Source organism: Serratia sp. PAMC26656 (assembly GCF_016469055.2).
Lineage (GTDB): Bacteria > Pseudomonadota > Gammaproteobacteria > Enterobacterales > Enterobacteriaceae > Serratia > Serratia plymuthica.
In genome coordinates this window covers 4,529,742-4,554,337 of record NZ_CP150486.1, presented here as the reverse complement: position 1 = coordinate 4,554,337, position 24,596 = coordinate 4,529,742, and the positions used below count along the sequence as shown (strand labels likewise).

General features: G+C 53.8%; 21 protein-coding genes. 18 read left to right on the top strand and 3 right to left on the bottom strand.

What is annotated here, in order from left to right; translation table 11 throughout:
• Window positions 1–18: 18 nt before the first annotated feature.
• The 14 genes from JEM67_RS22475 to JEM67_RS22410 all read left to right on the top strand — a co-directional run bounded on the left by JEM67_RS22475 (window position 19) and on the right by JEM67_RS22410 (window position 17,085).
• Entirely contained in the window at window positions 19–2,151 is a 2,133-nt protein-coding gene (locus tag JEM67_RS22475) for a peptidase domain-containing ABC transporter (protein WP_199637769.1), read from the top strand.
• 1 nt (window position 2,152) lies between these two features.
• On the top strand, window positions 2,153–3,316 hold the full coding sequence (locus JEM67_RS22470) for an efflux RND transporter periplasmic adaptor subunit (protein ID WP_199637767.1): 1,164 nt from the start codon (window positions 2,153–2,155) through the stop codon (window positions 3,314–3,316).
• A complete protein-coding gene (locus JEM67_RS22465; protein ID WP_199637765.1) occupies window positions 3,306–5,261 on the top strand; it encodes an ABC transporter permease in 1,956 nt (651 codons plus the stop codon). The genes JEM67_RS22470 and JEM67_RS22465 overlap by 11 nt, the downstream gene beginning before the upstream one ends.
• The gene (locus JEM67_RS22460; protein ID WP_199637763.1) at window positions 5,258–6,649 is read left to right on the top strand and encodes an efflux transporter outer membrane subunit; all 1,392 of its coding nucleotides are present in this window, start codon (window positions 5,258–5,260) and stop codon (window positions 6,647–6,649) included. Before JEM67_RS22465 ends, JEM67_RS22460 begins: the two co-directional genes overlap by 4 nt.
• Window positions 6,642–7,919 carry a beta-ketoacyl-[acyl-carrier-protein] synthase family protein gene (locus JEM67_RS22455; protein ID WP_199637946.1) on the top strand — a complete coding sequence of 426 codons (1,278 nt, stop codon included), beginning with the start codon at window positions 6,642–6,644 and terminating at the stop codon, window positions 7,917–7,919. The genes JEM67_RS22460 and JEM67_RS22455 overlap by 8 nt, the downstream gene beginning before the upstream one ends.
• Window positions 7,920–7,921: 2 nt before the next feature.
• A complete protein-coding gene (locus JEM67_RS22450; RefSeq protein ID WP_199637761.1) occupies window positions 7,922–8,164 on the top strand; it encodes an acyl carrier protein in 243 nt (80 codons plus the stop codon).
• 744 nt (window positions 8,165–8,908) lie between these two features.
• Window positions 8,909–9,457 carry a tyrosine-type DNA invertase gene (locus tag JEM67_RS22445; protein WP_199637759.1) on the top strand — a complete coding sequence of 183 codons (549 nt, stop codon included), beginning with the start codon at window positions 8,909–8,911 and terminating at the stop codon, window positions 9,455–9,457.
• A 482-nt stretch (window positions 9,458–9,939) separates the two neighbouring features.
• Window positions 9,940–10,455: a fimbrial protein gene (locus tag JEM67_RS22440; RefSeq protein WP_199637757.1), complete on the top strand. Its 516-nt coding sequence runs from the start codon at window positions 9,940–9,942 to the stop codon at window positions 10,453–10,455.
• A gap of 89 nt (window positions 10,456–10,544) precedes the next feature.
• Window positions 10,545–11,222: a fimbrial biogenesis chaperone gene (locus JEM67_RS22435; protein WP_199637754.1), complete on the top strand. Its 678-nt coding sequence runs from the start codon at window positions 10,545–10,547 to the stop codon at window positions 11,220–11,222.
• A 106-nt stretch (window positions 11,223–11,328) separates the two neighbouring features.
• Entirely contained in the window at window positions 11,329–13,878 is a 2,550-nt protein-coding gene (locus JEM67_RS22430; RefSeq protein ID WP_199637752.1) for a fimbria/pilus outer membrane usher protein, read from the top strand.
• A gap of 10 nt (window positions 13,879–13,888) precedes the next feature.
• A complete protein-coding gene (locus JEM67_RS22425; protein ID WP_233527802.1) occupies window positions 13,889–14,941 on the top strand; it encodes a fimbrial protein in 1,053 nt (350 codons plus the stop codon).
• 52 nt (window positions 14,942–14,993) lie between these two features.
• A complete protein-coding gene (locus JEM67_RS22420; RefSeq protein ID WP_199637749.1) occupies window positions 14,994–15,521 on the top strand; it encodes a fimbrial protein in 528 nt (175 codons plus the stop codon).
• A 138-nt stretch (window positions 15,522–15,659) separates the two neighbouring features.
• Window positions 15,660–16,364 (top strand): response regulator transcription factor, encoded by a 705-nt coding sequence (locus JEM67_RS22415; protein WP_199637747.1) that lies wholly within the window; start codon window positions 15,660–15,662, stop codon window positions 16,362–16,364.
• 52 nt (window positions 16,365–16,416) lie between these two features.
• Window positions 16,417–17,085, top strand: a complete 669-nt coding sequence (locus JEM67_RS22410; RefSeq protein WP_199637744.1) for a helix-turn-helix transcriptional regulator — start codon at window positions 16,417–16,419, stop codon at window positions 17,083–17,085.
• Between the two features lie 103 nt (window positions 17,086–17,188).
• Here JEM67_RS22410 and JEM67_RS22405 read toward each other — a convergent pair whose 3' ends face one another.
• A complete protein-coding gene (locus tag JEM67_RS22405; RefSeq protein ID WP_199637742.1) occupies window positions 17,189–17,740 on the bottom strand; it encodes a tyrosine-type DNA invertase in 552 nt (183 codons plus the stop codon).
• Window positions 17,741–18,161: 421 nt separating this feature from the next.
• On the opposite strand from JEM67_RS22405, the gene JEM67_RS22400 reads away from it, so the two are divergent.
• The 3 genes from JEM67_RS22400 (at window position 18,162) to JEM67_RS22390 (ending at window position 20,505) form a co-directional block, all read left to right on the top strand.
• Window positions 18,162–19,814, top strand: coding sequence for a multidrug ABC transporter permease/ATP-binding protein (locus JEM67_RS22400; protein WP_199637739.1), 1,653 nt, complete (start codon window positions 18,162–18,164; stop codon window positions 19,812–19,814).
• A gap of 389 nt (window positions 19,815–20,203) precedes the next feature.
• Window positions 20,204–20,320: a YmiA family putative membrane protein gene (locus JEM67_RS22395; RefSeq protein WP_199637737.1), complete on the top strand. Its 117-nt coding sequence runs from the start codon at window positions 20,204–20,206 to the stop codon at window positions 20,318–20,320.
• An 11-nt stretch (window positions 20,321–20,331) separates the two neighbouring features.
• On the top strand, window positions 20,332–20,505 hold the full coding sequence (locus JEM67_RS22390) for a hypothetical protein (protein ID WP_013814314.1): 174 nt from the start codon (window positions 20,332–20,334) through the stop codon (window positions 20,503–20,505).
• Here JEM67_RS22390 and JEM67_RS22385 read toward each other — a convergent pair.
• Window positions 20,495–21,715: a CynX/NimT family MFS transporter gene (locus JEM67_RS22385; protein ID WP_199637735.1), complete on the bottom strand. Its 1,221-nt coding sequence runs from the start codon at window positions 21,713–21,715 to the stop codon at window positions 20,495–20,497. The genes JEM67_RS22390 and JEM67_RS22385 overlap by 11 nt on opposite strands.
• A 243-nt stretch (window positions 21,716–21,958) precedes the next feature.
• Window positions 21,959–23,695 carry an ABC transporter ATP-binding protein/permease gene (locus JEM67_RS22380; protein WP_199637733.1) on the bottom strand — a complete coding sequence of 579 codons (1,737 nt, stop codon included), beginning with the start codon at window positions 23,693–23,695 and terminating at the stop codon, window positions 21,959–21,961.
• Between the two features lie 193 nt (window positions 23,696–23,888).
• Between JEM67_RS22380 and JEM67_RS22375 the strand changes: the two genes are divergently transcribed.
• Window positions 23,889–24,596: a tetratricopeptide repeat protein gene (locus tag JEM67_RS22375; RefSeq protein ID WP_199637731.1), complete on the top strand. Its 708-nt coding sequence runs from the start codon at window positions 23,889–23,891 to the stop codon at window positions 24,594–24,596.

The window sequence follows — 24,596 nt, the reverse complement described above, 5'->3', positions numbered from 1 at the left end:
GGGATGTAAAAACAAAGCATGGAACACATTATTCCAACGCCGGTCTTTCAAAGCGAAACCAATGAATGCGGATTGGCTTGTATCGTCATGCTGGCGGAAACTCAAGGGATCGACACGTCTTTGGCGGATCTGCGGGATCGTTACCCGGCGTCACAGCACGGCACTTCGCTGGCGACGCTGTGCGCCATACTGTCAGAATTGGCGCTGCCGGCTTATCCGGTGGCGTTTGAACATCAAGATCTCGCCGCTCTGCCTTTGCCGGCGATTTTGCACTACGGCGCGGGCCATTATGTTCTGTTGGCCTATCGTAAAGGGAACTACGTCTGTGTAATGAACCCGGCGTTCGGCCAACAGCTGTTGCCGCTTGGCGCGTTGAAAGCAGAAATTAGCGGCTATGCGCTGGTGTTGGATCGCGAAGGTACACCTGCATCTCATAGGGCAGAAGGAAAAAAGTGCCACGGGCGTTGGCGCGCGTTCGCCAGCCTGAGCATGAAAGATACCGCCGCCCTTGCCGGTATTTATCGCCTGGCGGCCATGACATTTTTTATCTCGCTGACGTTATTCATTATGCCGGTGATGGTGGGCAGCGCGATTAACCAGGTATTCTCGACTGCGGGGGAGGCGGGTTTTCCTTACTTCTATTACCTGTTGGCATTTGTAGTCTCGACCGTCCTGGCGTTGGCCGTTCGCATGATTACCGAACGTTTTATCAAAAACTTTGTGCTGCTGCACAGTGCGGCCGGCTTTTCCCGTTTGCTTGATAATTCGCTGAATTTCTTCAATAAACGTGCGCCGGGTGAGATTTTCAGCCGTTTCACCAGTTGGCAAATGGCCGCCGGGCAAAAGATAGAGTTGGATAACAGCCTGCGCACCGACTGGATTATCGGTGCGATCGCGTTGGTGGCGATGTGTTATCTGAGCCCGATACTGGCCCTGGTGCCGGTAATCGGCATGCTCCTGATGGGGGCCGTCAGCGTATGGGCCATTTATCAGGACCGCTATTACACCCAGCAGTTGCAGGCGAAAGGCGCTGCGCAAAATGACTTTATCCTGGAAACCATTCAGGGTTTTGCAACCATCAAATCCGCCGGGCTTACCGGTCAGCGGCAGCAGGGGTTCGCCGCCCACGCTCTCTCGTTGTTTAGCTGCCTGCAACGACAAAAAATCTATGAGCAGGTGAAGGGCAGCGTTTACCAGCTGATCGCCAGCCTGGAGATGGTGTTTTTCATGCTGCTGGCGTTGCCATTCTTGAAGAGCGGCGAGCTCAGCCTGGGCGCATTCTTCGCCTACAGTTTCATCCGTGAAATATTCACTTCTTATACCAGCAAGATCTTTTTTTCCGTCCTGCATAAAAACCAACTGCATGTCATTGACGAACGCGCGCGGGATCTGTTTCCCGCTTTGTCTTCTGCTACCGGGCAACGCGGTGGCCGGGTGGCTGGCTTCAATACCCGCTTGTGCTACCGCTCGGTGACGTTTGCTTACGATGCCGGCCAGCCGATTTTGCGGGATCTGTCGCTATCCCTGACACGGGGGCAGTGCATTGCCATTACCGGCGGTTCCGGCGCCGGCAAGAGTACCTTGCTGAAGGTAATGGCCTGTCTGCTGGTGCCTCAACACGGCGTGCTGGAACTGGACGGTCAAACGATCGACGGCGGTGCGGCCCAAGGGTTGTTTTTCCTGCAAAGCCAGGAGGATATTTTGTTCAATGCCTCGGTATTACAGAATATTACGTTGTTTGCGTCGCCGATGCCGGGCCAACTGGTGAGGGTAGAAAAGGCGCTGCGCGGACTGGGTCTGGCCGACGTGGTGGCGAAGTTGCCGGGAGGGGTGAATGCGCTGGTGCGGGAAAGTCACGCCGGCTTGTCGTTGGGGCAGCGCCAGCGCCTGTTGTTAGCGCGCGCCATGTACAGCGATTGCCCGGTACTGGTGCTGGATGAGCCGACGGCGAATCTGGATGAAGACACTGCGGGTAAGGTAATAGCGACGTTATTGGCCCACTGTCGGGAACACCGTAAGACACTGATTACCGTTACCCATAACCAGAGGCTGCTGCCGCTGTTTGATCGGGTTTTACACATGGCGGAAGGTCGGCTGGAAGCCGCAGCCTTTCCTCACACAACGGTGAGACGTCATACGGCGGTTGAGTGACATGATAAGGAAAAAAGTGCTTTTCGGCCTGGTGGTGCTGTTTGCCATTGTGCTGTTGATCGCCGGAAGTTTGGCGCTGCTGAACCGTCCGCGCGCAATGGAGCCGTCGAACGCCGTGCGCATCGGCCGTGGCGACATCGAGAAAAACGTTTTGGCCACAGGCATTCTTAAACCGGCTCTGCAGGTCAATGTTGGCGCGCAGGTAAACGGGCAGTTGAAAAAGTTGTATGTCAAACAGGGCGATCGAGTGCGCCAGGGGCAACTGTTGGCTGAAATAGATCCGACCTTGCAGAAAAACGAACTGCGCAAATCACAGGCTGAGTTGCAAAGCGCGCAGGCGCAGAAACTGATGAATGAGGCGTTGTTGACGCAGTACCAACTGGAACTCACACGCCAGAGGCTACTGCGACGAGATAGCGCCGGCGTGCTCAGCGATCTGGAGAAGGCTCGGGCGCAGCGAGATGCCCAACTGGCGCAACTGAAGGTGAATGAGGCGCAAATCGTTCAGGCGGAAATGGCGCTGGAAACCGCCAGAGCTAATCTGGCCTTTACCCGCATTGTTGCGCCCATTGACGGTGAGGTGTTGGGCATTGTTACTCAGGAAGGGCAAACCATTGTCTCTTCGCAGAGTGCGCCGACCCTCCTGGTGCTGGCCAACGTGGATACCATGATGGTGCATACCCGGATATCAGAAAACGACATCCTGAAAGTGCAGGTGGGGCAACCGCTGTGGTTCTACGCCGCCGCCGATCCCAAATGGCGCTATGACGGCGCGATGGGGACGATACAGCAAGCGCCGACCGAGGCGCTGGAGGCCGATCCGATGAACAGAAATCTGAGCCAGCAGTCGTCGGCGGTGTACTACAACGGCGTTTTTGCCGTCGCTAACGGCGAGCGCCGGTTGCGCACCTCGATGACGGCGCAGGTATTCATTGTTACCGACCGGGCGACGGACGTGCTGCGGGTACCGACGGCTGCACTCGGTGCACCGCAGGGCGCGGGTCAATATCAGGTACGGGTGCGTCAGGGGGAACAGATTGTGTCGCGCCAGGTGCGGACAGGCATTAGCGATCGCCGCTACGCCGAGGTTCTGGCAGGGCTGGAGGAAGGTGAGTGGGTGCTAATGGCTCCGCAGAATGACACAGAGGAAGATCATGACCGCTAAGGCCACGCCAGTGATCGTTTTGGAAAATGTTTCCCGAGACTTCAACGCCGGCGAGCAAAGGGTAAGGATATTGAAACACATCTCGCTGTGCATTCAGCGTGGTGAAATGGTGGCTATTGTCGGTGCCTCCGGATCCGGAAAATCGACACTGATGAACATCATCGGCTGTCTCGATAAACCCTCTCAAGGCGTAGTCCGCATCAACGATGTGGCGATTCAGCAGGCGGACGGTGAGCGGTTGGCCCAACTGCGCAGCCGCCATGTCGGTTTTATTTTTCAACGCTATCACCTGATGCCGTACCTGACGGCCAGTGAAAATGTGGTGATCCCGGCGTTGTATACCGCTATGCCTGCTGCTGAGCGCCGCCTGCGAGCGCAGTGTCTGCTGGCGCGTTTAGGATTGTCCCAACATGGCCGGCACCGCCCGGCCCAGCTGTCAGGTGGGCAGCAGCAGCGGGTAAGTATTGCTCGCGCCCTGATGAACGGTGCGGAAATCATCCTGGCGGATGAGCCTACCGGTGCGTTGGACAGTGTCAGCGGCCAGGAATTGATGGGCATTCTGCATGCGTTGCACGCAGCCGGGCATACCATCGTCATCGTCACGCACGATCGCCGGATTGCGGAGCAAGCGGAGCGGATCATTGAGATCGGCGACGGAGAGATCGTTACCGATCGCCATAATGATACGCGCCGGGTATCGGCTAACGGTCATTTTCCAGCGCTTTCCGCCCCGCTCAGTCGGGCGCACCTCTGGCCGGCTTTCAGGGAGGCCGTCAGCATGGCCTGGCGCGCTTTGCTTGGGCACCGGGTTCGGGCGCTATTGTCGATGCTCGGCATCATCATCGGCATCGCGGCGGTCGTTTCCTCGATCGCCATCGGCGAGGGTACCCGGCAAAACATCCTGAATGAAATCAGTCAGCTGGGTGCCAGCTCGCTGGAGATCCGCCCGGGGTTGGGATGGGAAAAGAAACGCCCGGATTTTGAACGCTCGCTGAGCTTGCAGGATGTTGCACTGCTGTCGACATTGCCGTATATCGACAGCGTTTCTCCGGTAGCCAGTGCTCAGGTGCTGGCCGTTCGGGATGGCAAGCAGGTACAGCTTCCCGTCATGGGCGTCGGCAACGGTTATTTTCGTACGCAGGGCACCCGTTTGATCTCCGGCAGCACTTTTACTCAACAGGACTTATACCAACGCGAACCGGTGGTGATTATCGATACGCAGCTTAGGCAGGTGCTGTTCTCCTCCTTGCGGGATCCTGTCGGGGAAGTGCTGCCGTTGGCGGGCGTTCCTTATCGGGTCATCGGCGTGGCGGAACGCAAGGGCGCTAAATACGCCGGCGCTCAGCCACTTGCCTGGTTGCCTTACACCTCTCTGACCGGCCGCATATCAGGCGATATGCCGCTGGAGTTGATCGTGATGCGTGTACGGGAAGGGTTTTCTCTGACCCAGGCCCGAGATGATGTGGAGCGGCGCTTGATTTTGGAACATGGTCGGCGGGATTTTTTCACGGTGACCGATGACCAGATGACACAAGCCCTACAGAAAGCCTCCGCCTCCATGAGCTGGCTGATTACAGCCATCGCAGGCATTTCGTTGTTGGTTGGCGGCGTGGGCGTGATGAACATCATGCTGGTGTCGGTAACGGAACGCACCCATGAGATAGGGATTCGGTTGGCGGTTGGCGCCAGAGAAAGAGACATTATGCGCCAGTTTTTGATTGAGGCGGTGGTCATCTGCAGTTTGGGGGGGGCTATGGGCATTGCCTGTTCCGCCCTGGTCTGCCTGGCGCTGGCCTGGTTGACGCCGCAGGTCACCATGGTATTTACCTGGCCGCCATTGCTGTTGGCCTGTGGTTTTTCGGCGCTGATCGGCGTGGGGTTTGGCTTTTTTCCGGCGCGCACCGCCGCCCGGCTGCAGCCCGTAGAGGCATTGGCGCGCGAATGAGCAAATTTTTAACGTTGGTTTTTGTTTTGCTGATCGGTGGTTGCGGGGGGAGCCCTGCCGGCGGGGAGGCGCAGCGGCAGCTATTACTGCCGTCACAATGGCGCATTGCCGACGAGGATGTCGGGGCGCTACGTAGCGGTGGCGCTTGGTGGGACAATTTTAACGATCCGCTGCTATCGGCTGTGATCGACGCCGTGCTGGCAAGCAATCAAGATCTGGCACTGGCCGGCTTGCAATGGCGCGAGGCCCTTTTAGACGCTGGGCTGGTGAACGGCAACCTGACCCCGGATATGGCCGCCAACCTGAGTGGCCGCAATATCAGGGCGCTGCAGGGCGCAGCGCGGCCTCAGGAGAGCTACCAGATGGCCTTCTCCCTGAGCTATGAATTGGATCTGTGGGGCAAGTTGGCGCGGACCCGCGAACAGGCTGCATGGCTGGCCGACGCCTCCGAATTGGACCGGAAAAATACGGCGCTGGTACTGATTGGCACCGCTGCTCGCTTATATTGGCAAATCGCCAATTTGAACCAGCAAAATCGGCAGCAGCAGGTTGCGATGGCGATTGCGCGAAATACCGTGCGACAGGTGAAGACGCGCCATGCCGTCGGTGACGTCGGAAAGTTTGAAGTGTTGCAGGCCGAGCAAAAGTTGCTTGAACGGGAAAACCAGCAGCATGACCTGCGCCGGCAACGGGAGAACTCGCGTAATTCCCTGGCGCTGCTGTTTGGCCAGTCACCGTTCGCACGGCGTTGGGAGCGTCAATCGCTGGCTATCGAGAGTGTCCCCATTGTTCAACGCCAGCCGGTAGCCGTGATTGCTCAACGGCCTGATGTCCAGGCTGCGGAACGGCGGCTGCGAGCTGCTCTGGCGGGAGCCGAGTTGGCTCGTTTGAATTTTTATCCGACGCTGAGCCTGGATGCCTCGCTGGAGGCGGGTAGCCGAGTCTTTCGGCAATGGTTCAGCGATCCGACGCGCGCGCTGGGGATGTCTCTGACGCTGCCGTTTATTGAATGGCGCAAGATGCGATTATCCAGCGAGAAAGCGCTGTTGCGGGCGCAGCAGGCGGAAATCCAGTTTCGTGATGCTGTCTATCGCGCCTTGGCGGACGTGGATAATGCTATGGAGCAACGTTTGGAAGCGCAACGGCAAATCGACAACCAACGGCAGCATCTGACGATGAGTCGGCAAGGCGTTATTTTGGCGCAGAACCAATATCAGGCAGGTGCGGTGTCCTTGCAGACGTTGCTGGATGCTCAGGATGCGCTGTTGTCCAGTGAGAATGCGCTGTCGGAGCAACAGTACCGTTATCTGAATGCCACCATGCAACTGTGGTTGGCGCTGGGTGGCACAGCATCTCAGAATCAAGGGAAAGGAATTAAACATGGATAAGGGAAGATTGCAGCGGCGGGTTGTGGTAACCGGCTATGGTGCTGTAACGGCATTAGGCACCAATGCGCAACAAAATTGGCAGGCTATTATGGCGTACCGATTAGCCTATCGGTATCACGACAAATCGGCTGCGGGGATCCGTTCACGTTTTTTTGCGTTGATGGATGAAGAGCCGCTGCTTGAAGGCATATCGCGGGCGACCCTGCGTCGATTACCGCGTTTTGCTCGGCTGGCCTTGGCGGCGGCGACGGAAGCGATAGACATGGCATTCTTTTCAGCCTCGACTGGGCCGGCACATTTTTATCCTTCGCTGGATTGCGGTGCCATTATCGGCAGCGGGTGGGGCGGGCAGGATGAGATCCTGGTCAATAACGTCGATTATCAGCATTCAGGCCTGGGCCGATTGTTCGGCGGTTTTCATGCGATGCCCAATATCGCGACGGCGATCTGCAGCCAGCGTTGGTTGCTCAGGGGATATCAGAGTTCACCCTCCGCTGCCTGTGCAACCGGGAGCATCGCTATTGGCGAGGCGTTTGAGATTATTCGCAGTGGCCGCGCAACCATGATGTTGGCCGGTGCTGCCGAGTCGCTGAGGAACAATGGTGCTATATGGAATATGGATGTACTGCGTGTGTTGAGCAATGAGCAGCAGGATATCACCAAAGCCAGCTGCCCATTTAGCCGGGCGCGCAACGGCTTTGTGTTGGCTGAAGGGGCGGCGGTGCTGTGCCTGGAGGAACGTGATGCTGCTCTGGCGCGCGGTGCAACGATATTGGGAGAAATCAAAGGATACGGCAATTATTCGGACGCCTTCGATCTTACTGCTCCAGCGGATGACAAGCAGGCCAGAGTGAAAACCATGCAACAGGCTCTTGTGCAGGCGGGTCTTGGCAGCCACGAAATCGACTATATCAACGCGCATGGCACTTCAACGCCGCTCAACGATCTAAATGAAACTGAAGCCATCAAACTGGCGCTGGGAGCGGATGCATACCGCATTCCACTTTCCAGTACCAAATCTTATACCGGCCATCTGATTGCCGCCTCCGGCAGCTATGAGTCCATCCTCTGTTTGCAGGCTCTTCAGCAACAGGTAATACCGGGCACTTGCCATTTGAACGAGGCCGATCCGGCCTGTGATCTTGACTATGTTAGCGAAGGGCATCGCTCCGGGGATTTGAGGCACGTAATGAACCTCAGCTTTGGTTTTGGCGGCGCTAATGCGGCATTGGTGTTTGGCAAGGCTGACATGAATAACCAGCAGGAGTGATGATGGAAAAGTACCCAATCTTGTATGAAGCTATTTGCACCCTGCTATACGAGGCCAGGGAGTTGGATCGGGCGTCCCTGTCGGCAGATATACCTTTGCGGCAGTTAGGATTGGACAGCCTGGATTATGTGGAGCTGATGCTGCTGGCCAAGCGGGAGTTCGGGATATCACTCAGTGCAGACGTGTTTATTGACCAGCCGGATCTGACATTGTCACAGCTCTGTCATTATATGTCCGCGCAATAACTGTCTATATCCGTCGTCTTTCAAGACGCAGCGTTGTGACCTGCACTCATTTATGTGGCCCGTCCATGAGCGACTCTCCACCAGGGCTGTAGCAAGAATCTGCTCCGGGCAGATTTGTCACCCCAGTGACTTACCTGAGTAAGCTCCTGGGGATGAACGAGCTGGGGCCTGACAGGAATGTACGAATGCCGCGAGCGCATGGATGCGGCTTGAGCGGCCAACTTGAAACCCATAGAGTATAATAAGATGCCTCAGGTTTCGCACCGAGGTATGGCTGTTCTTCCTTAATGCCGCTCCCCGCACCGATTATCATTCCTCGATATCGGTAAATAAGATGATAAAAATATCAATGTGCACTGTATGAGTATTCTGATTTCGTTTTGTTACATATGAAAACAGGGCTTGGAACGGCAGTGTAATATCCTTAGGAATATTCTTTATTTATAGCGATAATTCGCCAGTGTTTTTGGTGGGGATCGGTGTTTTACGTTAGTTTTTTTTAATGAAATAGAGGTTTTGCATATTGAAACCATTAGCATTACTCAGCATGTGGTTCATTTTCAGCATGAATTATGCCGGTAATTATCACCTTTAACCAGAGCTGTTCAGTCAGATCAAATCCGCTATACTCCGCGCAGGATGCAGGAACCTATCCGTAAACCGGAGTACGCTCCGCGTATCCATTGTGGTGATGTAAAAGGAAAATGACAGCCACATTTTTCTGATCAAAGTAATAGAGGTACCATGTCCAATCGTAAACATCTAATGCCTTCCGAAGTTGAAAGGTTGCTTGAGGTTACGCTGCAGGGGAAGAATCCAGAACGCGATTACTGCATGATATATATGTGTTTTATACATGGTTGTCGCGCCAGCGAAATTGGGGGTTGGCGACTCTCGGATATCGATCTAGAGGGGGGTAATATTTATGTTCATCGGTTGAAAAATGGTTTTTCCACCGTTCACCCATTATACCTGCGTGAAAGGCAATGTCTGCGGCGCTGGCTGGAAAAACGTAAAGAGCACCGTGGGGCCGATGGGGAATGGTTATTCCTTTCGAACCGGGGAGGGCGCCTGTCACGCCAACGAATTTATTCTCTGATTCGACATTACAGCAGAGTGGCTAAATTGGAAGTAAACGCTCACCCTCATATGCTGCGCCACGGCTGTGGATTTGCCTTGGCCGACCGTGGGATAGATACCCGGCTAATTCAGGATTACCTGGGGCATAAGAATATCCAGAATACAGTCATTTATACCGCCAGCAATGCACAAAGATTCAAGGAAATTTGGTAAGCAGGATTTGAGTTAATATATTTAAGGAGTCACTTTGAACTAAACTGAAACATACTGTAAGGACGTGTAAAACCAATGTCAACACTCGCATCAGCTCTTTCCTAAATATTCGGTTTTTTTATTTAAAAACAAAAGGATGAGCGGTATTTATTTAAATTATCGCCAGCCATGATCTAAGTATAATCCTGCTTAATTTCCAACCTCTCTAAATGTCCCATCCAACACTCTGGTTTTTTTAACCACTTCCTCTTATTTAACCTAATGAATTATTTATAAAAAACCAAGATAAGTAAAATAAATAGCATAAAAAACCAAATGAGTCACTTTAGTTCAAAATGAACCGTTTGGATGAATAGGCTTGCGGCAATAAATCACCCCTGTCGGAGCGTACCTCCCGGTTTGTGAGCTAAATAAAAGGAGTGACATAAGGTTATGTCGGGAATAAACCAATGCGTTTTCGCATTAATTAAAAGGAAATTAGGATGAAAAAAAATCTGCTGGCTTTAGCCGTTGTTAGCGTGTCCGTATTTGCCACTTCGGCATTCGCTGCCGATGGCGTAGTCAACTTCAAGGGCTCGATTACCGATCAGTCCTGTACCGTAGATACCACATCAAAAAACAAGGAAGTTGTCTTGGGTAAAGTTTCCAAAGACGCATTCACCTTGGGTAAAACCGCTGGGGCCAAACAGTTCAGCCTGGTGCTGAAGGACTGCCCGAAAACAGTTTCTGGTGCCACGGTGCGTTTTGACGGTACTAAAGTCGTGGGTCAGGCCGGTTTACTGGAACTGACGGCGGCTACTGATGCGGCGACCGGTGTGGGGGTGCAACTGCTGGATGATCAGAACAACGTGATTAATCTGGGCGCAGATTCACGCATTTACACTCTGGTTTCTACAGGGGATAACACGCTGGACTTTATGGCCCGTTATTACGCCTATGCGGCTGTTGGTACTGGTAGCGCCAACGCGACGGCAAACTTTACCGTCGTCTACCAATAAGGATTTAGCTGACTTTCGGCAATTAGTGAAATGGGCCAGGGGAAGCAATCTCTGGCTCTTTACTCATGGATGACGAGGACGGAAAGAGAATGAAAGCAGGATATTTCACGCTGGTTGCAGCGTTGCTGATGATGTTTTGGGTGCCGGCCCAGGCTGGGGTGGTGGTGGGCGGGACCCGTCTGATTTATGACGGCGCCAAAAAAGAGTCTGCATTGAATATCAGCAATCCGGACGCCGAGCCTTACCTGATCCAATCGTGGGTTGATGCACAAGAGGGTGACAGTGCCAAAGCACCTTTTATCATTACTCCTCCACTTTTCCGGCTGGACGGTGGGCAAAATAACCTTTTGCGGGTAGTGCGGGCGGGCGGCAGTCTGCCGTCAGACAGAGAGTCGCTGTATTGGCTGAACGTAAAAGCCATTCCGTCGGTAGAAAAGAAAGACAACACGTTGCAAATTGCGATCAAGACTCGCATCAAGCTGATTTATCGCCCGCAAGGCTTGCCCGGCAATCTGGAAGAGGCGGTCGGCAAGCTGACGTGGCAGCGCAGCGGCAACGCTTTACGGGTGACCAACCCGTCTCCTTATTACCTCACCTTTTTCAATTTAAAGCTCAACGGCAGCGCCGTTGCCGGCAGCACTATGGTTGCGCCGCAGACCACTGCCAGTTTCCCGCTGTCTGCGGGGGGAAGCGCAGGTGGAAACCTCAGTTGGCAAATAATCAATGACTACGGCGGTACCGGAAAGACGTTCACCAGTACGTTATAGCAGATTATTTTACAAAGCTTTTATCCCCCATGCAGAAGATGGGGGGAGGATACGGCTCGCCTGATTTTAGCGGCGGTCGGAAGGATCGGGACAGGGAGTTAAAACGATGAATAACCCGAATTGTATTGGTTTGCGAAGATCAAAATCGATCTTGGCATGTCTTTTTTCCTGCCAGGCGATACTGCTGAACTCACTTAGCGTGGCGCAAGCGCGTGATTATTTTAACCCTGCGTTGCTGGAAATTGATAACCCGGCGCTGCGCGGAGCGGATCTGTCAGTTTTCGAGGAAAATAGCACTCAGGCACCGGGAAGTTACCGGGTCGATCTTTATCTTAATGGCCAGCAGGTGGATTCCCTGGATGTCGAGTTCAGGCTCCAACAGGATGCAACAGGGAAAAAAACGCTGCAACCCTGCCTTAGCGCTGAAAAACTGACCGAGTTAGGTGTCAGGTTGAGTTCACTTCCCGCGATCGCCGGCTCGGATGATTGCGTCAACCTGCCGCAGGCCATTCCACAAGCAAAGGCCACTTTTTTATTCAACCAGTTGCGGCTGAATTTGAGTATTCCCCAGGCTGCGCTGAATTTGAACGCGCGTGATTACGTATCCCCTGACAAGTGGGATGCCGGCGTACCGGCTCTGTTGGTCAACTATAGCTTCTCGGGTGCTAACAGCCAGGTGAGTGAAAGCAAAGGGCAGGACAATGACAACTATTATCTCAACCTGCGCTCGGGAATTAACTGGGGTGCCTGGCGGCTGCGCAACTATTCGGTGTGGAACCAGCACAGCGGTGGCGCCTCTTCATGGCGTTCGATCAATACCTATTTGCAGCGCGATATCATTGCATTGCAGAGTCGTTTGACCTTGGGTGATAGCACCACTTCTAGTGATGTTTTCGACAGCGTGCAGTTTCGTGGCGGTCAATTGGCTTCGGAAGATGAAATTCTGCCGGATAGCATGAAAGGTTATTCACCGATAGTGCGCGGGATTGCGCGCAGCAATGCCCAGATTGTGATTCGACAGAATGGCTATGTGATCTACCAAAGCTATGTGGCGCCTGGTGCATTCGAGATTACCGATCTTTACCCCACCGGGGGTAGTGGTGATCTGAATGTGAGCGTGCGTGAAGCCAATGGCCAGGAGCAAAACTTTGTGGTGCCTTATGCCGTAGTGCCGGTACTGCAGCGTGAGGGGCGGTTCAAATACAGCCTCACCAGTGGGACATATCGTTCTTATGGCAGTGAGGTCGATGAACGGCCTTTCAGTCAGGCTACCGGCATTTATGGGTTGCCCTGGGGCGCGACTGTATACGGCGGCGTGCAGGCCGTGAGCAAGTATCAAGCCTTGGCTTTGGGCTGGGGGCAAAACTTGGGAACTGTCGGGGCCTTGTCCGCCGACGTTACCCAAGCCTGGACCAAACAGGAAACCCAGCCCAAGGACCAGGGGCAATCATGGCGTTTACGCTACGGTAAAAACGTTATCGAAACTGGCACCAACTTCAGCCTGGCCAGTTATCGCTATTCCACTCGCGGCTTCTATACCTTGCAAGAAGCGTTGGAAAGTTATGGCGGTAACAGTGTCAAATATAACGACCACAAGAAAAGCCGCGCCGAATTGATATTGAGCCAGAACCTGTGGGAGGGGGGCGGAACGCTGTCACTCAGCCTGTTCAACGAGGATTACTGGAATGATAGCCGTCGTTCGCAATCGGCCAGCGTTGGCTACAACAACAGCTGGCAAAGCGTTAGCTACGGTTTCAATTACACCTTCAGTCAGAACGGTTTTGACAGTAACGGCAAACGCAACAACGTTCGCGATCACATCCTGGCCTTTAACGTCAGCATCCCGCTGAATAAATGGCTGCCGGGCAGTTACGCCACCTACAACATGAACAGCAGCCGCAATGGCCCCACCAGCCATAACCTTGGGTTGAGTGGCAGCGCACTGGAAGGCAATAACCTGAACTACAGCCTCAGCCAGGGATATACCGGAAGAGGGGGAGGCGCCAATGGCAGCATTCAAGCCGACTATAAAGGCTCCTTGGCTGAGCTGAACCTGGGCTATGGCTACGATCGCCATCGTCAACAGGTGAACTACGGGATCCAGGGCGGCGTTTTGGTGCATCAAAACGGCATCACGCTGTCGCAGCCATTGGGCGATACGGTAGCGCTGGTACAGGCGCCCGGCGCCGCGGGTGTCAACGTGCTGAATCAGACCGGTGTGAATACCGATTGGCGCGGTTATGCGGTAGTGCCCTATCTGACACCGTATCGTCGCAATATCGTTGGATTGGACGGTGATTCTTTTGCCGACGATGTGGATATGACCCTCAGCAGTCAAACGGTGATCCCGACTCGTGGTGCCGTAGTGCGTGCCAGTTTTAGTCCCAATGTTGGTTCGCGTGTACTGATGACGTTGTTAACCAGGGCCGGAAGCCCGGTCCCGTTCGGTGCTACCGTCAGCGCTCTCAATGGTTCGAATGGCAATGCCAGTATTGTCGGTGACGGCGGACAAGTTTATCTGGCAGGGCTGGCTGACAGCGGCCGACTGCAGGTCAAGTGGGGAAATGGCGCTGCGCAACAGTGTCAGGTCAGCTATCAATTGGCTAACCAGCCTGAAAGCGGTGGGATTCGCTTGGTCAAGGGTCTGTGTTTATAAGGTGCGTGTGATGATAACAGTGAAATCAAGTCAACGAATAATGTTTGCATATAGCTTGTTATTTGCGGCTATGCTCAGCGCCCAGTCGGCTCAGGCCGCTTTGGGTCAATGTAAACCGGCGGGGGGGACCCATCCCTTTTCATTTACTTTTACACCTACGCTGACTAACCCGGCGCAGAACGTTACCGGCCTGGTGATTGAAAACGCCGCGGGCAATAACTGGAACCTGAGCGGTACTTATGATGTGCAGTGCGAATGTAAAAACCGCACTGCTTCCTATATCACTGCCAAATCTAGCCTGCCAACGCAGACTCATAACGACGGACGTTTATCTTATTACGCGTTGAACGAGTATCTGGCTGTTGCCAGCGAAGTCTATGTAGCCGGTTATAGGAATGAGTACATCCCGACTCCCTTCAGCAATGTATCAAATTTAAAAAACGAAATGGGCCAGGATGAGAGTTGCGCCAGTGCGCACTATTCCAGCGGTGCCAGAGGGCGAATTCATTTGTACTTTCGGCGCCCGTTTGTCGGTCAGACCATCATTCCCAGCACCCAACTGGTCGAAACCTATGTTTCGGTATCCAACGGGGTGAGCAGCGTGATTCCGGTATCTACCGTATCAATGAGCGGGGTGGTGACGGTACCGCAAAACTGCGAGATTAGCCCACAGACGGTAGTGGTGGATTTTGGCGATATTCTGTCTACCAGCTTTCGGACTAAAGGGGCGATGCCGCCGGGTTTTACCCCGCACCAGAAAGAGTTGACCCTGGCCTGCCGCAATATTTCCTCAGGGGTCAAAGTTAGCCTGTCATTCAGAGGAGAGGTTGATAGCAATATCCCCGCGGCGCTGAGAACCAGCAACAGTAGCATAGGGGTGATGATCGAGGACCGATTTGGCGGCACCATTTCGCCACAAAGCGGCCGTCTGCCGGTTGATTTTCTCTATCCCAGTCAGAGTGGGAGCACCAGGTTCAGCGTGTATCCAATAAACACCACCGGGCAGGCACCCGCAGCCGGTGTATTCACCGCCACTGCGACCATCCAGGCAGAAATGGAATAACTGAAATTTTATGGGTAGCGGGTCATTTATTCTTAAAGAAAAGGAAATTGCTATGTTTAATGGCTTTAGCGCAATAAGCCGGATAATGATTCTTGTCGGCATTTTTCAGTGGGTAATTCCGGCGGTCGCAGTGGCGGCGAAACTCCAAATAACCGGCAATATTAAGGCGGCTCCCTGCATCGTAGATGGGGCAAACAGTAATATCCAGGTTAACCTCGGCGACACTATTTCCGCTGCCACTTTGGCTGGTTCCGGCTCTGCCAGCGAATGGATCGAGTTTCCTATAACGCTGAAAAATTGTCCGGCTACCACAACCTCGGCGACTGCGACCTTTACCGGGTCGGTGGCTGAGGAGAGCGGTGCCTTATATAAGAACAACGGGACCTCAAGCCGAGTGCAGATTGAGTTGCAAAATCAGAGAGGTGTAAATTTGGGCAATAATAAGAGCATGGTTCAATTGGTCAATCAATTCACGCATGAGGCCAAATTTGATCTCCGTGCCCGAGCATACAGCACTTATGGTGGTGCAACGCCCGGCAGCATAGATGGCGTACTGCAAATTTCTTTTATTTATGAATAGATATTTATCCGGCGAACTCACGGCATCGAATTTCTGAGCAAACGGCTATTTACGCTGAAGTTTTATCGCGTTAAAAAACGCTAAATTTGGTGATCCTGACCGGACAAGTAACCGTAATAACGAATCGGAGGCGATGATATGAATACCTATTATCAACCCAGTATTTCGCTAGCTTCAAATGATGCATACGATAAAAAGAATGGTAATGCAGTCATTATGGAACCTTGCCCGGTCACCGCGCTTGGAATACGTAATAAATTAATTGAATCATGCGGTTATCGCCAGGATCGGATCCAGCACGTCAGGTGTCTTGCCGATCTGCCGTCCGTATTGCTCAAACACAGGCCCCGTTTATTAATTATGGAGCTGTGTGGCAAGTCAGAGTCAGTGCTGGATGGCTTACGCCTGATTGCTGAGGTGCAAGCGGGCTCGCCCCAAACCGCATTACTGGTTTGCACGGCGTTAGATGAGTCCAGAATATTGAGGCAGTTAATTGCCTCTGGTATTCGCGGATTGATGCTAAAACAAGAGACCGCTATCGCCCTGACGCACTGTGTGCAACAGGTATTGGCAGGAAAATGCAGTTTTAGCCACCGGATCCGCCAACGTCAGTTGCATGAAGCCACTCCAGGCCGACCTCTGACGGCTCGTGAACTGGATGTATTGGCAGAGCTGTTTTCCGGTAAGAGCGTGTCCAGCGTGGCCTTGACGATGCGTCGCGATATCCGCACCGTCAGTACACATAAACGTAATGCCATGCTGAAGCTGGGTTTTCACAATGATGGTGAGTTATATCTTCAGGGAAAATGGATGGCCATGAATGGCCCGTCCTTTGTCCGTTAACGGCGCCTGACAGCGCATTAACGCGGCAGGAGAGATAAGACAGGAGCAGAATATGTATTCTTCGCGTCATCAACCTCTACACATCGCATTAATGGATCGTTGTCCCTTAATGCTTGATGGGTTGGCCAGTTTTATTGGCTCACTCTCGAAATCGGGAAAGATTGTGCTGCAGGAAACCAGTATGAGGGACGCTGCAGATGGGGTGGTCTATCAGCAGGCTAACGTCCTGATTGCGGAGTTAGCCGGTGTGGATGAGACTGCCGTACAGGGGCGGGAGATTCTGCTTAACCTGTGCATGCAATTGCCGACACTCAGAGTGGTGGTTTACACCCGTAGCCAAAGTGCCGAAGAGCTGGGCCCGTTATTGAGTCAGCCTAATATCAGCATTGTCGCTCGAGATGACGCATTGCCATTGGTGGCTGAATTCTTCAACCGGGTACTGAGCGGTGAGCGGGTACTGAGTCCGCAGATTGGTGCCTGTTTGGCTCGTTCTGCCTGCCGCGAGACTTCCGTCGTGCACGAGCTGACTCGTTGCGAAAGTGATGTTATGGCTTCTTTGTTTAACGGTATGAGCCTGCGGCAAATAGCCGATCTGCAGTGTCGCAGCATCAAAACGATCAGCGCGCATAAATGCAGTGCGATGCGTAAACTTCAAGTGACGAATGATAGTGAATTGTTTTCTCTGCACACCAGGATTACCCGGAAATTTTCCGGGGAGTAGCTAAAGCACTCTCGGTGTCGGGAATAACGCATGAAATAGGGTACGCCTGAAGACGCTTAATGCGTCTTCAGAAATAGTGAGCCCCTGGATGACTATGCCGGCGTTATAGATTGATGATGCGGAAGCGCTCCACGTTGGTGGCGGTATAAATGACTGTATTTTGGATGTTCTTATGCCCCAGATAATCCTGAATCAAACGGGTATCGACACCTCTGTCGGCCAGGGCATAACCGCAAGAGTGGCGCAACATATGAGGATGAACCTGAACGCTGATGCCGGCCATCTCTCCGTACATCCTCATCAATCGATACAGCTGTTGCCGTGAAATTTGCCCGCCGTGGCGCGATAAAAACAGCCACTGGCTGTCCGCCTCAAGGTAACTGGAACGTTGATCAAGCCACTTCAACAGGGCATCACGTTCTCTGGGTTGTATGGGATGTTGGACTGAAAAGCCATTTTTCAATCGAAATATATGCACCCGATTGGTGGTCAGATCAATATCTTGTAAGCGTAATGAACGTAGTTCACTGACCCGTAAACCATGAATAAAACACATCAATAACAAGCAGCGGTCCCGAATACTGTTTTTACCTTCATGAACGGCTGAGATAAGCTGCTCAATTTCAACCTGACTGAGAAATTTCCTTTTCTTCATCTTAATTACCTGGGGGTTGACTGTTGGCTGATTTTTACCTGTGATTTTTTATTAAAGCATTGAATGATAAGTAACGGCAAAGAAAATAAAGTGACCGCATTTTTACATGGAGAGGTTATTTATATGTTTTCTATTATTTTATGTTCACGGTGAATGATTTTATTTTATATTTTTGTTTATACCCCTAACAATGCTGCTGTTTGTTTTTTTTTGTTAATTTGCAGGCTCTTCTTATTTGAAATAATTTAATGCTGCCGATAAAGCTTTCTTCTCAGATATGCCAGACTCCACCCTCCGTTTATCGTTACCTGTGCGGATTACATTTCTGCAGATGAAGGGCCAGGGATGAGAATTATTATTGATATCATTCTCTCGCCGCTTACAATGCTTGCCATCTCAAGATGGCAGGGTAGGGTTTCTCATGGAGTTGCTTCGGGTGGTTTACCACCAGTATCGTTGGCCGTTTCTGGCGGTAATGGCGTTGACCATGGCCAGTGCGGCGCTGGGCATTGGCATCATTGCCTTTATAAATTTGCGGCTGATGACGGTGACCGGCAACCCATTGACCGTGCTGCCGGAATTCCTCGGGATTCTGGCGCTGTTGATGGCGGTGACGCTAGGATCTCAGTTGGCGCTGACCACGCTCGGTCATCATTTCGTGTTCCGGCTGCGCGGCCAACTGGTGAAGCGGATCCTGGATACCGATATCGAACGGATTGAACAATTGGGCAGCGCCTCTCTGCTGGCGAGCCTGGCCAGCGACATCCGCACGATCACCCTTGCCTTTGTCCGCCTGCCAGAATTGGTGCAGGGAGTGATACTGACGCTGGGGTCTGCGGCCTATCTGGGTTGGCTTTCACCGCGGATGCTGGCGGTGACCGCAGTTTGGGTGGCGGTGACGGTGATTGGCAGTGGATATCTGGTCTCGCGGGTGTATCGCCACCTGAGCAGCGTGCGTGAGGCGGAAGAGCATCTTTACCAACACTACCAGTCAGCCATTGACGGGCGTAAAGAGCTGGCGCTGAATCGCGACCGCGCGAAAGCACTCTACCAGCAGGCCTATCAGCCGGATGCTGAAGACTACCGTTACCATATTATCCGTGCCGATACCTTCCATCTCAGCGCGGTGAACTGGTCGAATATCATGATGCTGGGGGCTATTGGTCTCGTGTTCTATATGGCCAATAGTCTGGGCTGGGCAAATACCGCCGTTGCGGCGACCTATTCACTGACACTGTTGTTTCTGCGTACGCCATTGCTGCAGGCTGTGGGGGCTTTCCCGACGCTGATCGGTGCCGAAGTGGCTTTCAATAAGATCAAAGCTCTGCGTCTTGCCGATTATCAGCCTGCATTTCCTGCGGTTGAAGCCAAAACCTGGGAAACGCTGGAACTGCGTGACATCGTATTTCATTACGGTGCTACGGCGCAGAAAACCGGGTTTGCCGTCGGGCCGCTCTCTCTGACATTGCGCCGCGGCGAATTGGTGTTTCTGATTGGCGGCAACGGCAGCGGAAAATCCACGCTGGCGATGCTGCTGACCGGGTTATATCAACCGGTCAGTGGACAGATCCTGTTGGATGGCGTCGAGCAGAACCTGGCGAGCATGCCCGACTATCGCCGTTTGTTTTCCGCTATCTTTACCGATTTTCACCCGTTCCACCATTTGCAGGGACCCGATGGTCAACAGCCTGACGCCGAACTGGTGGAGCGTTGGCTTAACCGGTTGGACATGAAAGGAAAACTGGAATTTAATGGCCTGCGAGTGACCAATCCGCAGCTGTCGCAAGGGCAGCGCAAACGCCTGGCGTTGCTGCTGGCGGTGGCGGAACAGCGAGATATCCTGCTACTGGACGAATGGGCGGCGGATCAGGACCCGCAATTTAGGCGCATCTTTTATCGCGAGTTGTTACCGCAGCTGCGCGAGTTGGGTAAAACGGTATTTGCCATCAGCCATGACGACCACTATTTCGAACATGCCGATCGGCTGCTGCAAATGCGCGACGGGCGTCTCAGTGAATTGTCCGGCAGCGAACGTGAGCGCGCCAGTAAGGACTCTGTTACGCAGATCAGCTGATTTATCTCACTCTGTTCAGGCCGTCTACGCGGCCTGAATTATGGATTCAGTTCTTCAAATCGCAGCGGAAGCCCTCTCCTTTATTTGTCTTTACCCTCAAACCTCCCGCCAATTTCGGTTAAATCCAGTCATTAGTTTTAATAATAATTCATTTACCAATGGTTTGATTTTGATCGTTTGTATCGTGGCACACTGCCTGAATACTGATTGTTGGGTTGTTATTAGCCTGCGCGAAGCAATGGAACTGTTTTTTCCTGTCACTCTCGCCGTTCAGAGTAGGTTGCTAGCATGTTTTATTTAAATGTCCATAGTGTAAGGCTACTTTATTGATTGTTTGAATGTATCAATAATGCAGTGTCAATCAATTTAATCTATTGGTGAGGCGCAGAGTGATAAGCAAGGATGGAGTGAACATCAAACGTAAGGCTTGGCTGTGCGTGTTTATCGGCTGTGGGGTATTTTGGTTGGGTGTTGCCGCCGCGATTTATGGGTTGCTGATGATTTAGGAAACATGTCGATGGACAAAAAACGCGTTAAAAACGGCAAGAGCGCCAAAGAGCGCAGTCTGGCCAGGATACCGCCTCGCTGGCAGTTGAACGCTGCACAGCGAGATTTTATTGACGATCTCTGGCAGGCGGACGCCCCGGATCCTGCACCGACGCTATCCACTCGTCACGACGTTAGTGGATGATGCGATTACGCCCGGCGAGAACGCCAAACAGCATTTGCAGCAGGGTCAGGCCCAGCAGGATACTCAGCGGCAATTGCCAACCCTGGGTCAGGTCGTGTAACAGGCCGAACAACGTTGGGCCCAGCGCCGCCAGTAAATAGCCTACCGATTGCGCCATGCCCGACAACTGTGTGGCCTGGTGCTGATGTCCGCTGCGCAAGCCAAAGAATGACAGCGCCAGCACCAAAGAACTTCCCGCCCCCAATCCGGCAAAAATCAGCCATATCAGCGAGTTTTCTGGCAGCAACAGCAGGCCGGTGACGCCAATAAAAATCAGCGACGAACTGCACAACGCGATAGCACGCTGATCGCGCGCGCGCGGCAGAATAAATACCATGGCAAAGTTAGCGGCGATCGCCACCACCTGGTAGATAAACAGTTCGAAACCTGCCTGTTGCGGCGAAGTGCCGTGGCTGGCGGCAAAGGCGCTGAACCAACCGATAATGGTGTAGAAGGTGATGGACTGTAAGCCCATAAACAGCGCTACTTGCCACCCGAGCGCGCTGCCCCATGGCGAGCGGGACGGCATCAATGGTGCCTGTCGCGCATCACTGGCCGTTACAGCCGGTGGGCGGCGCAACTGCGGCAACCAGACAAGCAGCGCCAACAGGGCCGGCAAGCTCCAGCAAAGCAGAGAGAAACGCCAGCCGAGGTTATTCAGTTCCGCCAACGGCACTGCCAGGCCGGAGGCGGTAGCGGCAGCCAGAGACATCACCGCCGCATAGCCGGCAATCATGGCGGCGGCTCGGCTGGGGAAGTCGCGTTTGACCAGCGTTGGCAACACCACGTTGGCAAACGCGATGGCGGCGCCGATCACTATGCTGCCTATCCACAGCATGCCCGCTTGCGGCAGAGAGCGCAGAACGATGCCTGTCGCAAGCAGCAACAGTGCCATGCCCAGCGTGCGTTCGATGCCCATTCGTTTGGCCAGGCCCGGCGTCATCGGCGAGAGCACGGCAAACAGTATCAACGGCAGTGAGTTAAGCAAGCCAGCGGAAGTGGCGGACAACATTAGCTGTCGTTGGATCTGTTCCAGTAACGGGCCAACGCTGGTCAGCGCGGCGCGCAGATTGGCGGCGATCAGCATGATGCCGGCCACCAGCAATAAGGGATGGCGTAAACGGCTGCGTTTTATGGCGGCAGATTTTGGGGATAAAGCAGGGTATGACATGAATTCCTCGCACCAGCATGCAGCCAATCAATGCTGCAAGACATGATGCGTTGATTGACGTTAACGCTTACGTACCGACAGGGGGCCGATATCTGTGCGCAAGTTTAGGGAAGAACTCGGGGTCTGACAAGGGGGGCGTCTAACTGACGCTGATGGGATCTGGCGTCTATAACGGGGACTGCACCTAAGCGATTCAATGGCCCGATGAACGATAAGCTTGTTTATCGGGCCACTGTCGCTCCGTTAGCCGGCGACGGGCAGCGGGCCAAGCGCCATGCGCGCCGGTTCGTTTTGTTCCGGGCGGCTAAAGCGCCAGCAACTCTGGTGGTATTTGGCCACGCTGTTGCGGTGCGCCACGCTCACCAGCGTTACCTGCGGCAGCTCATCGATCAGCAGGCAATACATCAGTTGCTCGGTTTCGTCGTCCAGCGCGCTGGTGGCCTCGTCGAGGAACAGAATATCCGGACGGGTCAAAATGGCCCGGGCAAACGCCAACCGCTGCTGCTCACCCGGCGACAGACGTTGGCTCCAGTTGGCACTGGTGTCCAGCCAGCGCTGCAAATGTTTCAGACGGCAATTTTCCAGCACTTTCAGCAGTTGCTCATCGCTGTGTTCGGCGGCGAGGTGGGGGTAACTGAGGGCTTCTCGCAACGTGCCTATCGGAATGTAGCTGCGTTGCGGCAGGAATAATGCGCGGCTGGCGGCATCGAGCCCAATGGTGCCGGAGCCGTACGGCCAGATACCGGCGATGGCGCGCAATAGCGTTGACTTGCCGCAGCCCGACGGGCCGACGATCAGCACGCGTTCGCCGCGCTTCAGCGTCATGGAGCTGGCATCCAGCAAGCTCTGGCCGTCCGGCAGTTGCAGGCTGAGACTATCAAGAACCAACGGCTGGGTACTCTCCGGCCGCAGTTGAATGCCGCGTTGCTGATTGTGAACCTGATCCACTGCGGCATTAAAGCCGGCCAGACGGTTCACGCAGGCTTTCCAGGTAGCCAGATCGCTGAAGGCGTCGATAAACCACGACAGCGCCCCTTGCACCTCGCCAAAAGCGGAGGCGATCTGCATCATGCCGCCCATCTGGATGGCGCCGGAAAAATAGCGCGGCGCCGCCACCAGCAGCGGGAAAACAATGGCAAACTGGCTGTAAAAGTTGGAGACAATGTTGAGCCGCCGGGTGATGCGCATGATCGACCACCAGTTGGCGCGAATAGTATCAAAACGGTCGCCCAACTGTTGCGCCTCGCGGGGTTCGCCGTGATACAGCGCGATGGCATCGTTGTTTTCACGGATGCGGATCAGGCCAAAACGGAAGTTCGCCTCATAGCGCTCCTGGTTAAAACCGAGCTGAACCAGCGGCTTGCCGACCCACCAGACCAGCAGGGAACCCAGTCCGGCGTACAACAGAGCGAACCACACCATATAACCGGGAACGGTGAGGGTGTGTTGGCTAATCATAAAGGTCATTGGCCCGCTGACGTGCCACAGAATGGCGACAAAGGAAAATAGCGTCACCAGGCTGGAGAGCAGTCCAAGCGAAAGTGATAGCGTGTACTGGGTCAGGACGTTGAGATCCTCGGCGATACGCTGGTCCGGGTTATCGACGATCTGCTGTTGCTCGGTATGGTAATAGGCCTGATGTGCCAGCCATTTACCCATGAATTTTTCCGTCATCCAGCGCCGCCAGCGCATTTGCAGGCCCTGCGTCAGGTAGATTTTATACACCGCCAGCACGATGAAGATCAGCGCCAGATAGGTGAAACGCCACAGCTGCGCCTTGAACACCGGGTAATTTTTATTTTGCAGCGCGTCGTAGAACACCTGGTTCCACTGGTTTATCTGCACGCTGATATACACCAGACCGAGCGACAGGGAGACGATGGCGATTAGCATCGACCAGGCTTGCCATTTTTCTTCCGAAACCCAAAAAGGTTTAATCAACTGCCAGACGGCGTGTTTTTGCGTAGGGGGGCTGTTCATAGGGTTCTCGGGTTTTTTACGTTCCGATCAGCATGAGCCGCCGCCTGGTAACAAACAAACCGTGACATGTAAGCAGTTTTAACGCGGCTAACCGTTTGAAATATTGTGAGTCAATCCTTAGAGGTGAAGCCAGGGGGCATGAGGGTTATACTGGCGCCGAATTACCGGTTACTCACTCTGGAAAGGATAAGGCATGAAGGCGTTGGTTCCCCTGCTGTTGACCTATGGTGCGCTCGCCAGCGGCCAGGTGATGGCACATATTGATGAGCCGGATATTGATGCTGATTGCCAGAAAGTGGCGGGCTACGCCGCACTGGGGAAAAGCGCTTATCAGCGGGGCGATTATGGCCGGGCGGCCGATGTTTTTCGTGATCAGGCCGCCTGGAGCGAGTTTTGCGGCCTGAACGATCAGGCGATCGCCACTGCCTATAACAACGTGGCGCTGGCGCTGATGCATGCCGGTGAACTGCTCAAGGCGCGCGCTTATCTGGAGCTGGCGCCGAAGGATGCGAAATCCCAGCATAATCTGAAGTTGCTGCAGCAACGTCTGGCGAAGCAACCGCCGGCGAGCGGGCCGGGTGGCGTCTATTGGCAGTACGCCGGGCGCGGCGTATGGAGCGAGGTAGAGGTCAAGCCTCAGGGCGAGCGCTGGCTGATTAATTATTCCGGCTATTATATGCCGCAAATGGGGCTGTATTACGGGCCGAATATGGGCGAGTTCGCCGAGGTGTTGCCGATTGAACGTGGCAAGGCGGTATACCGTCAGCGGGAGCCGGGGGATGGGGTGGCCTGTGATGTGATGATGCAGTTTACTGCGGATGCGGTGGGCATGCGCACCAAGGGCGACTGCGGATTTGGTTTTAACGTGCAGGCGCAGGGCACTTTCGTCCGGGTCGAGTAA

Coding starts and splice junctions, on each gene's coding strand:
- JEM67_RS22380 (WP_199637733.1), bottom strand. CDS start 23,695: ATGAACAGCCCCCCTACGCAAAAACACGCCGTCTGGCAGTTGATTAAA.
- JEM67_RS22390 (WP_013814314.1), top strand. CDS start 20,332: ATGGACAAAAAACGCGTTAAAAACGGCAAGAGCGCCAAAGAGCGCAGT.
- JEM67_RS22435 (WP_199637754.1), top strand. CDS start 10,545: ATGAAAGCAGGATATTTCACGCTGGTTGCAGCGTTGCTGATGATGTTT.
- JEM67_RS22375 (WP_199637731.1), top strand. CDS start 23,889: ATGAAGGCGTTGGTTCCCCTGCTGTTGACCTATGGTGCGCTCGCCAGC.
- JEM67_RS22430 (WP_199637752.1), top strand. CDS start 11,329: ATGAATAACCCGAATTGTATTGGTTTGCGAAGATCAAAATCGATCTTG.
- JEM67_RS22405 (WP_199637742.1), bottom strand. CDS start 17,740: ATGAAGAAAAGGAAATTTCTCAGTCAGGTTGAAATTGAGCAGCTTATC.
- JEM67_RS22465 (WP_199637765.1), top strand. CDS start 3,306: ATGACCGCTAAGGCCACGCCAGTGATCGTTTTGGAAAATGTTTCCCGA.
- JEM67_RS22400 (WP_199637739.1), top strand. CDS start 18,162: ATGGAGTTGCTTCGGGTGGTTTACCACCAGTATCGTTGGCCGTTTCTG.
- JEM67_RS22420 (WP_199637749.1), top strand. CDS start 14,994: ATGTTTAATGGCTTTAGCGCAATAAGCCGGATAATGATTCTTGTCGGC.
- JEM67_RS22460 (WP_199637763.1), top strand. CDS start 5,258: ATGAGCAAATTTTTAACGTTGGTTTTTGTTTTGCTGATCGGTGGTTGC.
- JEM67_RS22450 (WP_199637761.1), top strand. CDS start 7,922: ATGGAAAAGTACCCAATCTTGTATGAAGCTATTTGCACCCTGCTATAC.
- JEM67_RS22410 (WP_199637744.1), top strand. CDS start 16,417: ATGTATTCTTCGCGTCATCAACCTCTACACATCGCATTAATGGATCGT.
- JEM67_RS22475 (WP_199637769.1), top strand. CDS start 19: ATGGAACACATTATTCCAACGCCGGTCTTTCAAAGCGAAACCAATGAA.
- JEM67_RS22440 (WP_199637757.1), top strand. CDS start 9,940: ATGAAAAAAAATCTGCTGGCTTTAGCCGTTGTTAGCGTGTCCGTATTT.
- JEM67_RS22455 (WP_199637946.1), top strand. CDS start 6,642: ATGGATAAGGGAAGATTGCAGCGGCGGGTTGTGGTAACCGGCTATGGT.
- JEM67_RS22445 (WP_199637759.1), top strand. CDS start 8,909: ATGTCCAATCGTAAACATCTAATGCCTTCCGAAGTTGAAAGGTTGCTT.
- JEM67_RS22425 (WP_233527802.1), top strand. CDS start 13,889: ATGATAACAGTGAAATCAAGTCAACGAATAATGTTTGCATATAGCTTG.
- JEM67_RS22415 (WP_199637747.1), top strand. CDS start 15,660: ATGAATACCTATTATCAACCCAGTATTTCGCTAGCTTCAAATGATGCA.
- JEM67_RS22470 (WP_199637767.1), top strand. CDS start 2,153: ATGATAAGGAAAAAAGTGCTTTTCGGCCTGGTGGTGCTGTTTGCCATT.
- JEM67_RS22385 (WP_199637735.1), bottom strand. CDS start 21,715: ATGTCATACCCTGCTTTATCCCCAAAATCTGCCGCCATAAAACGCAGC.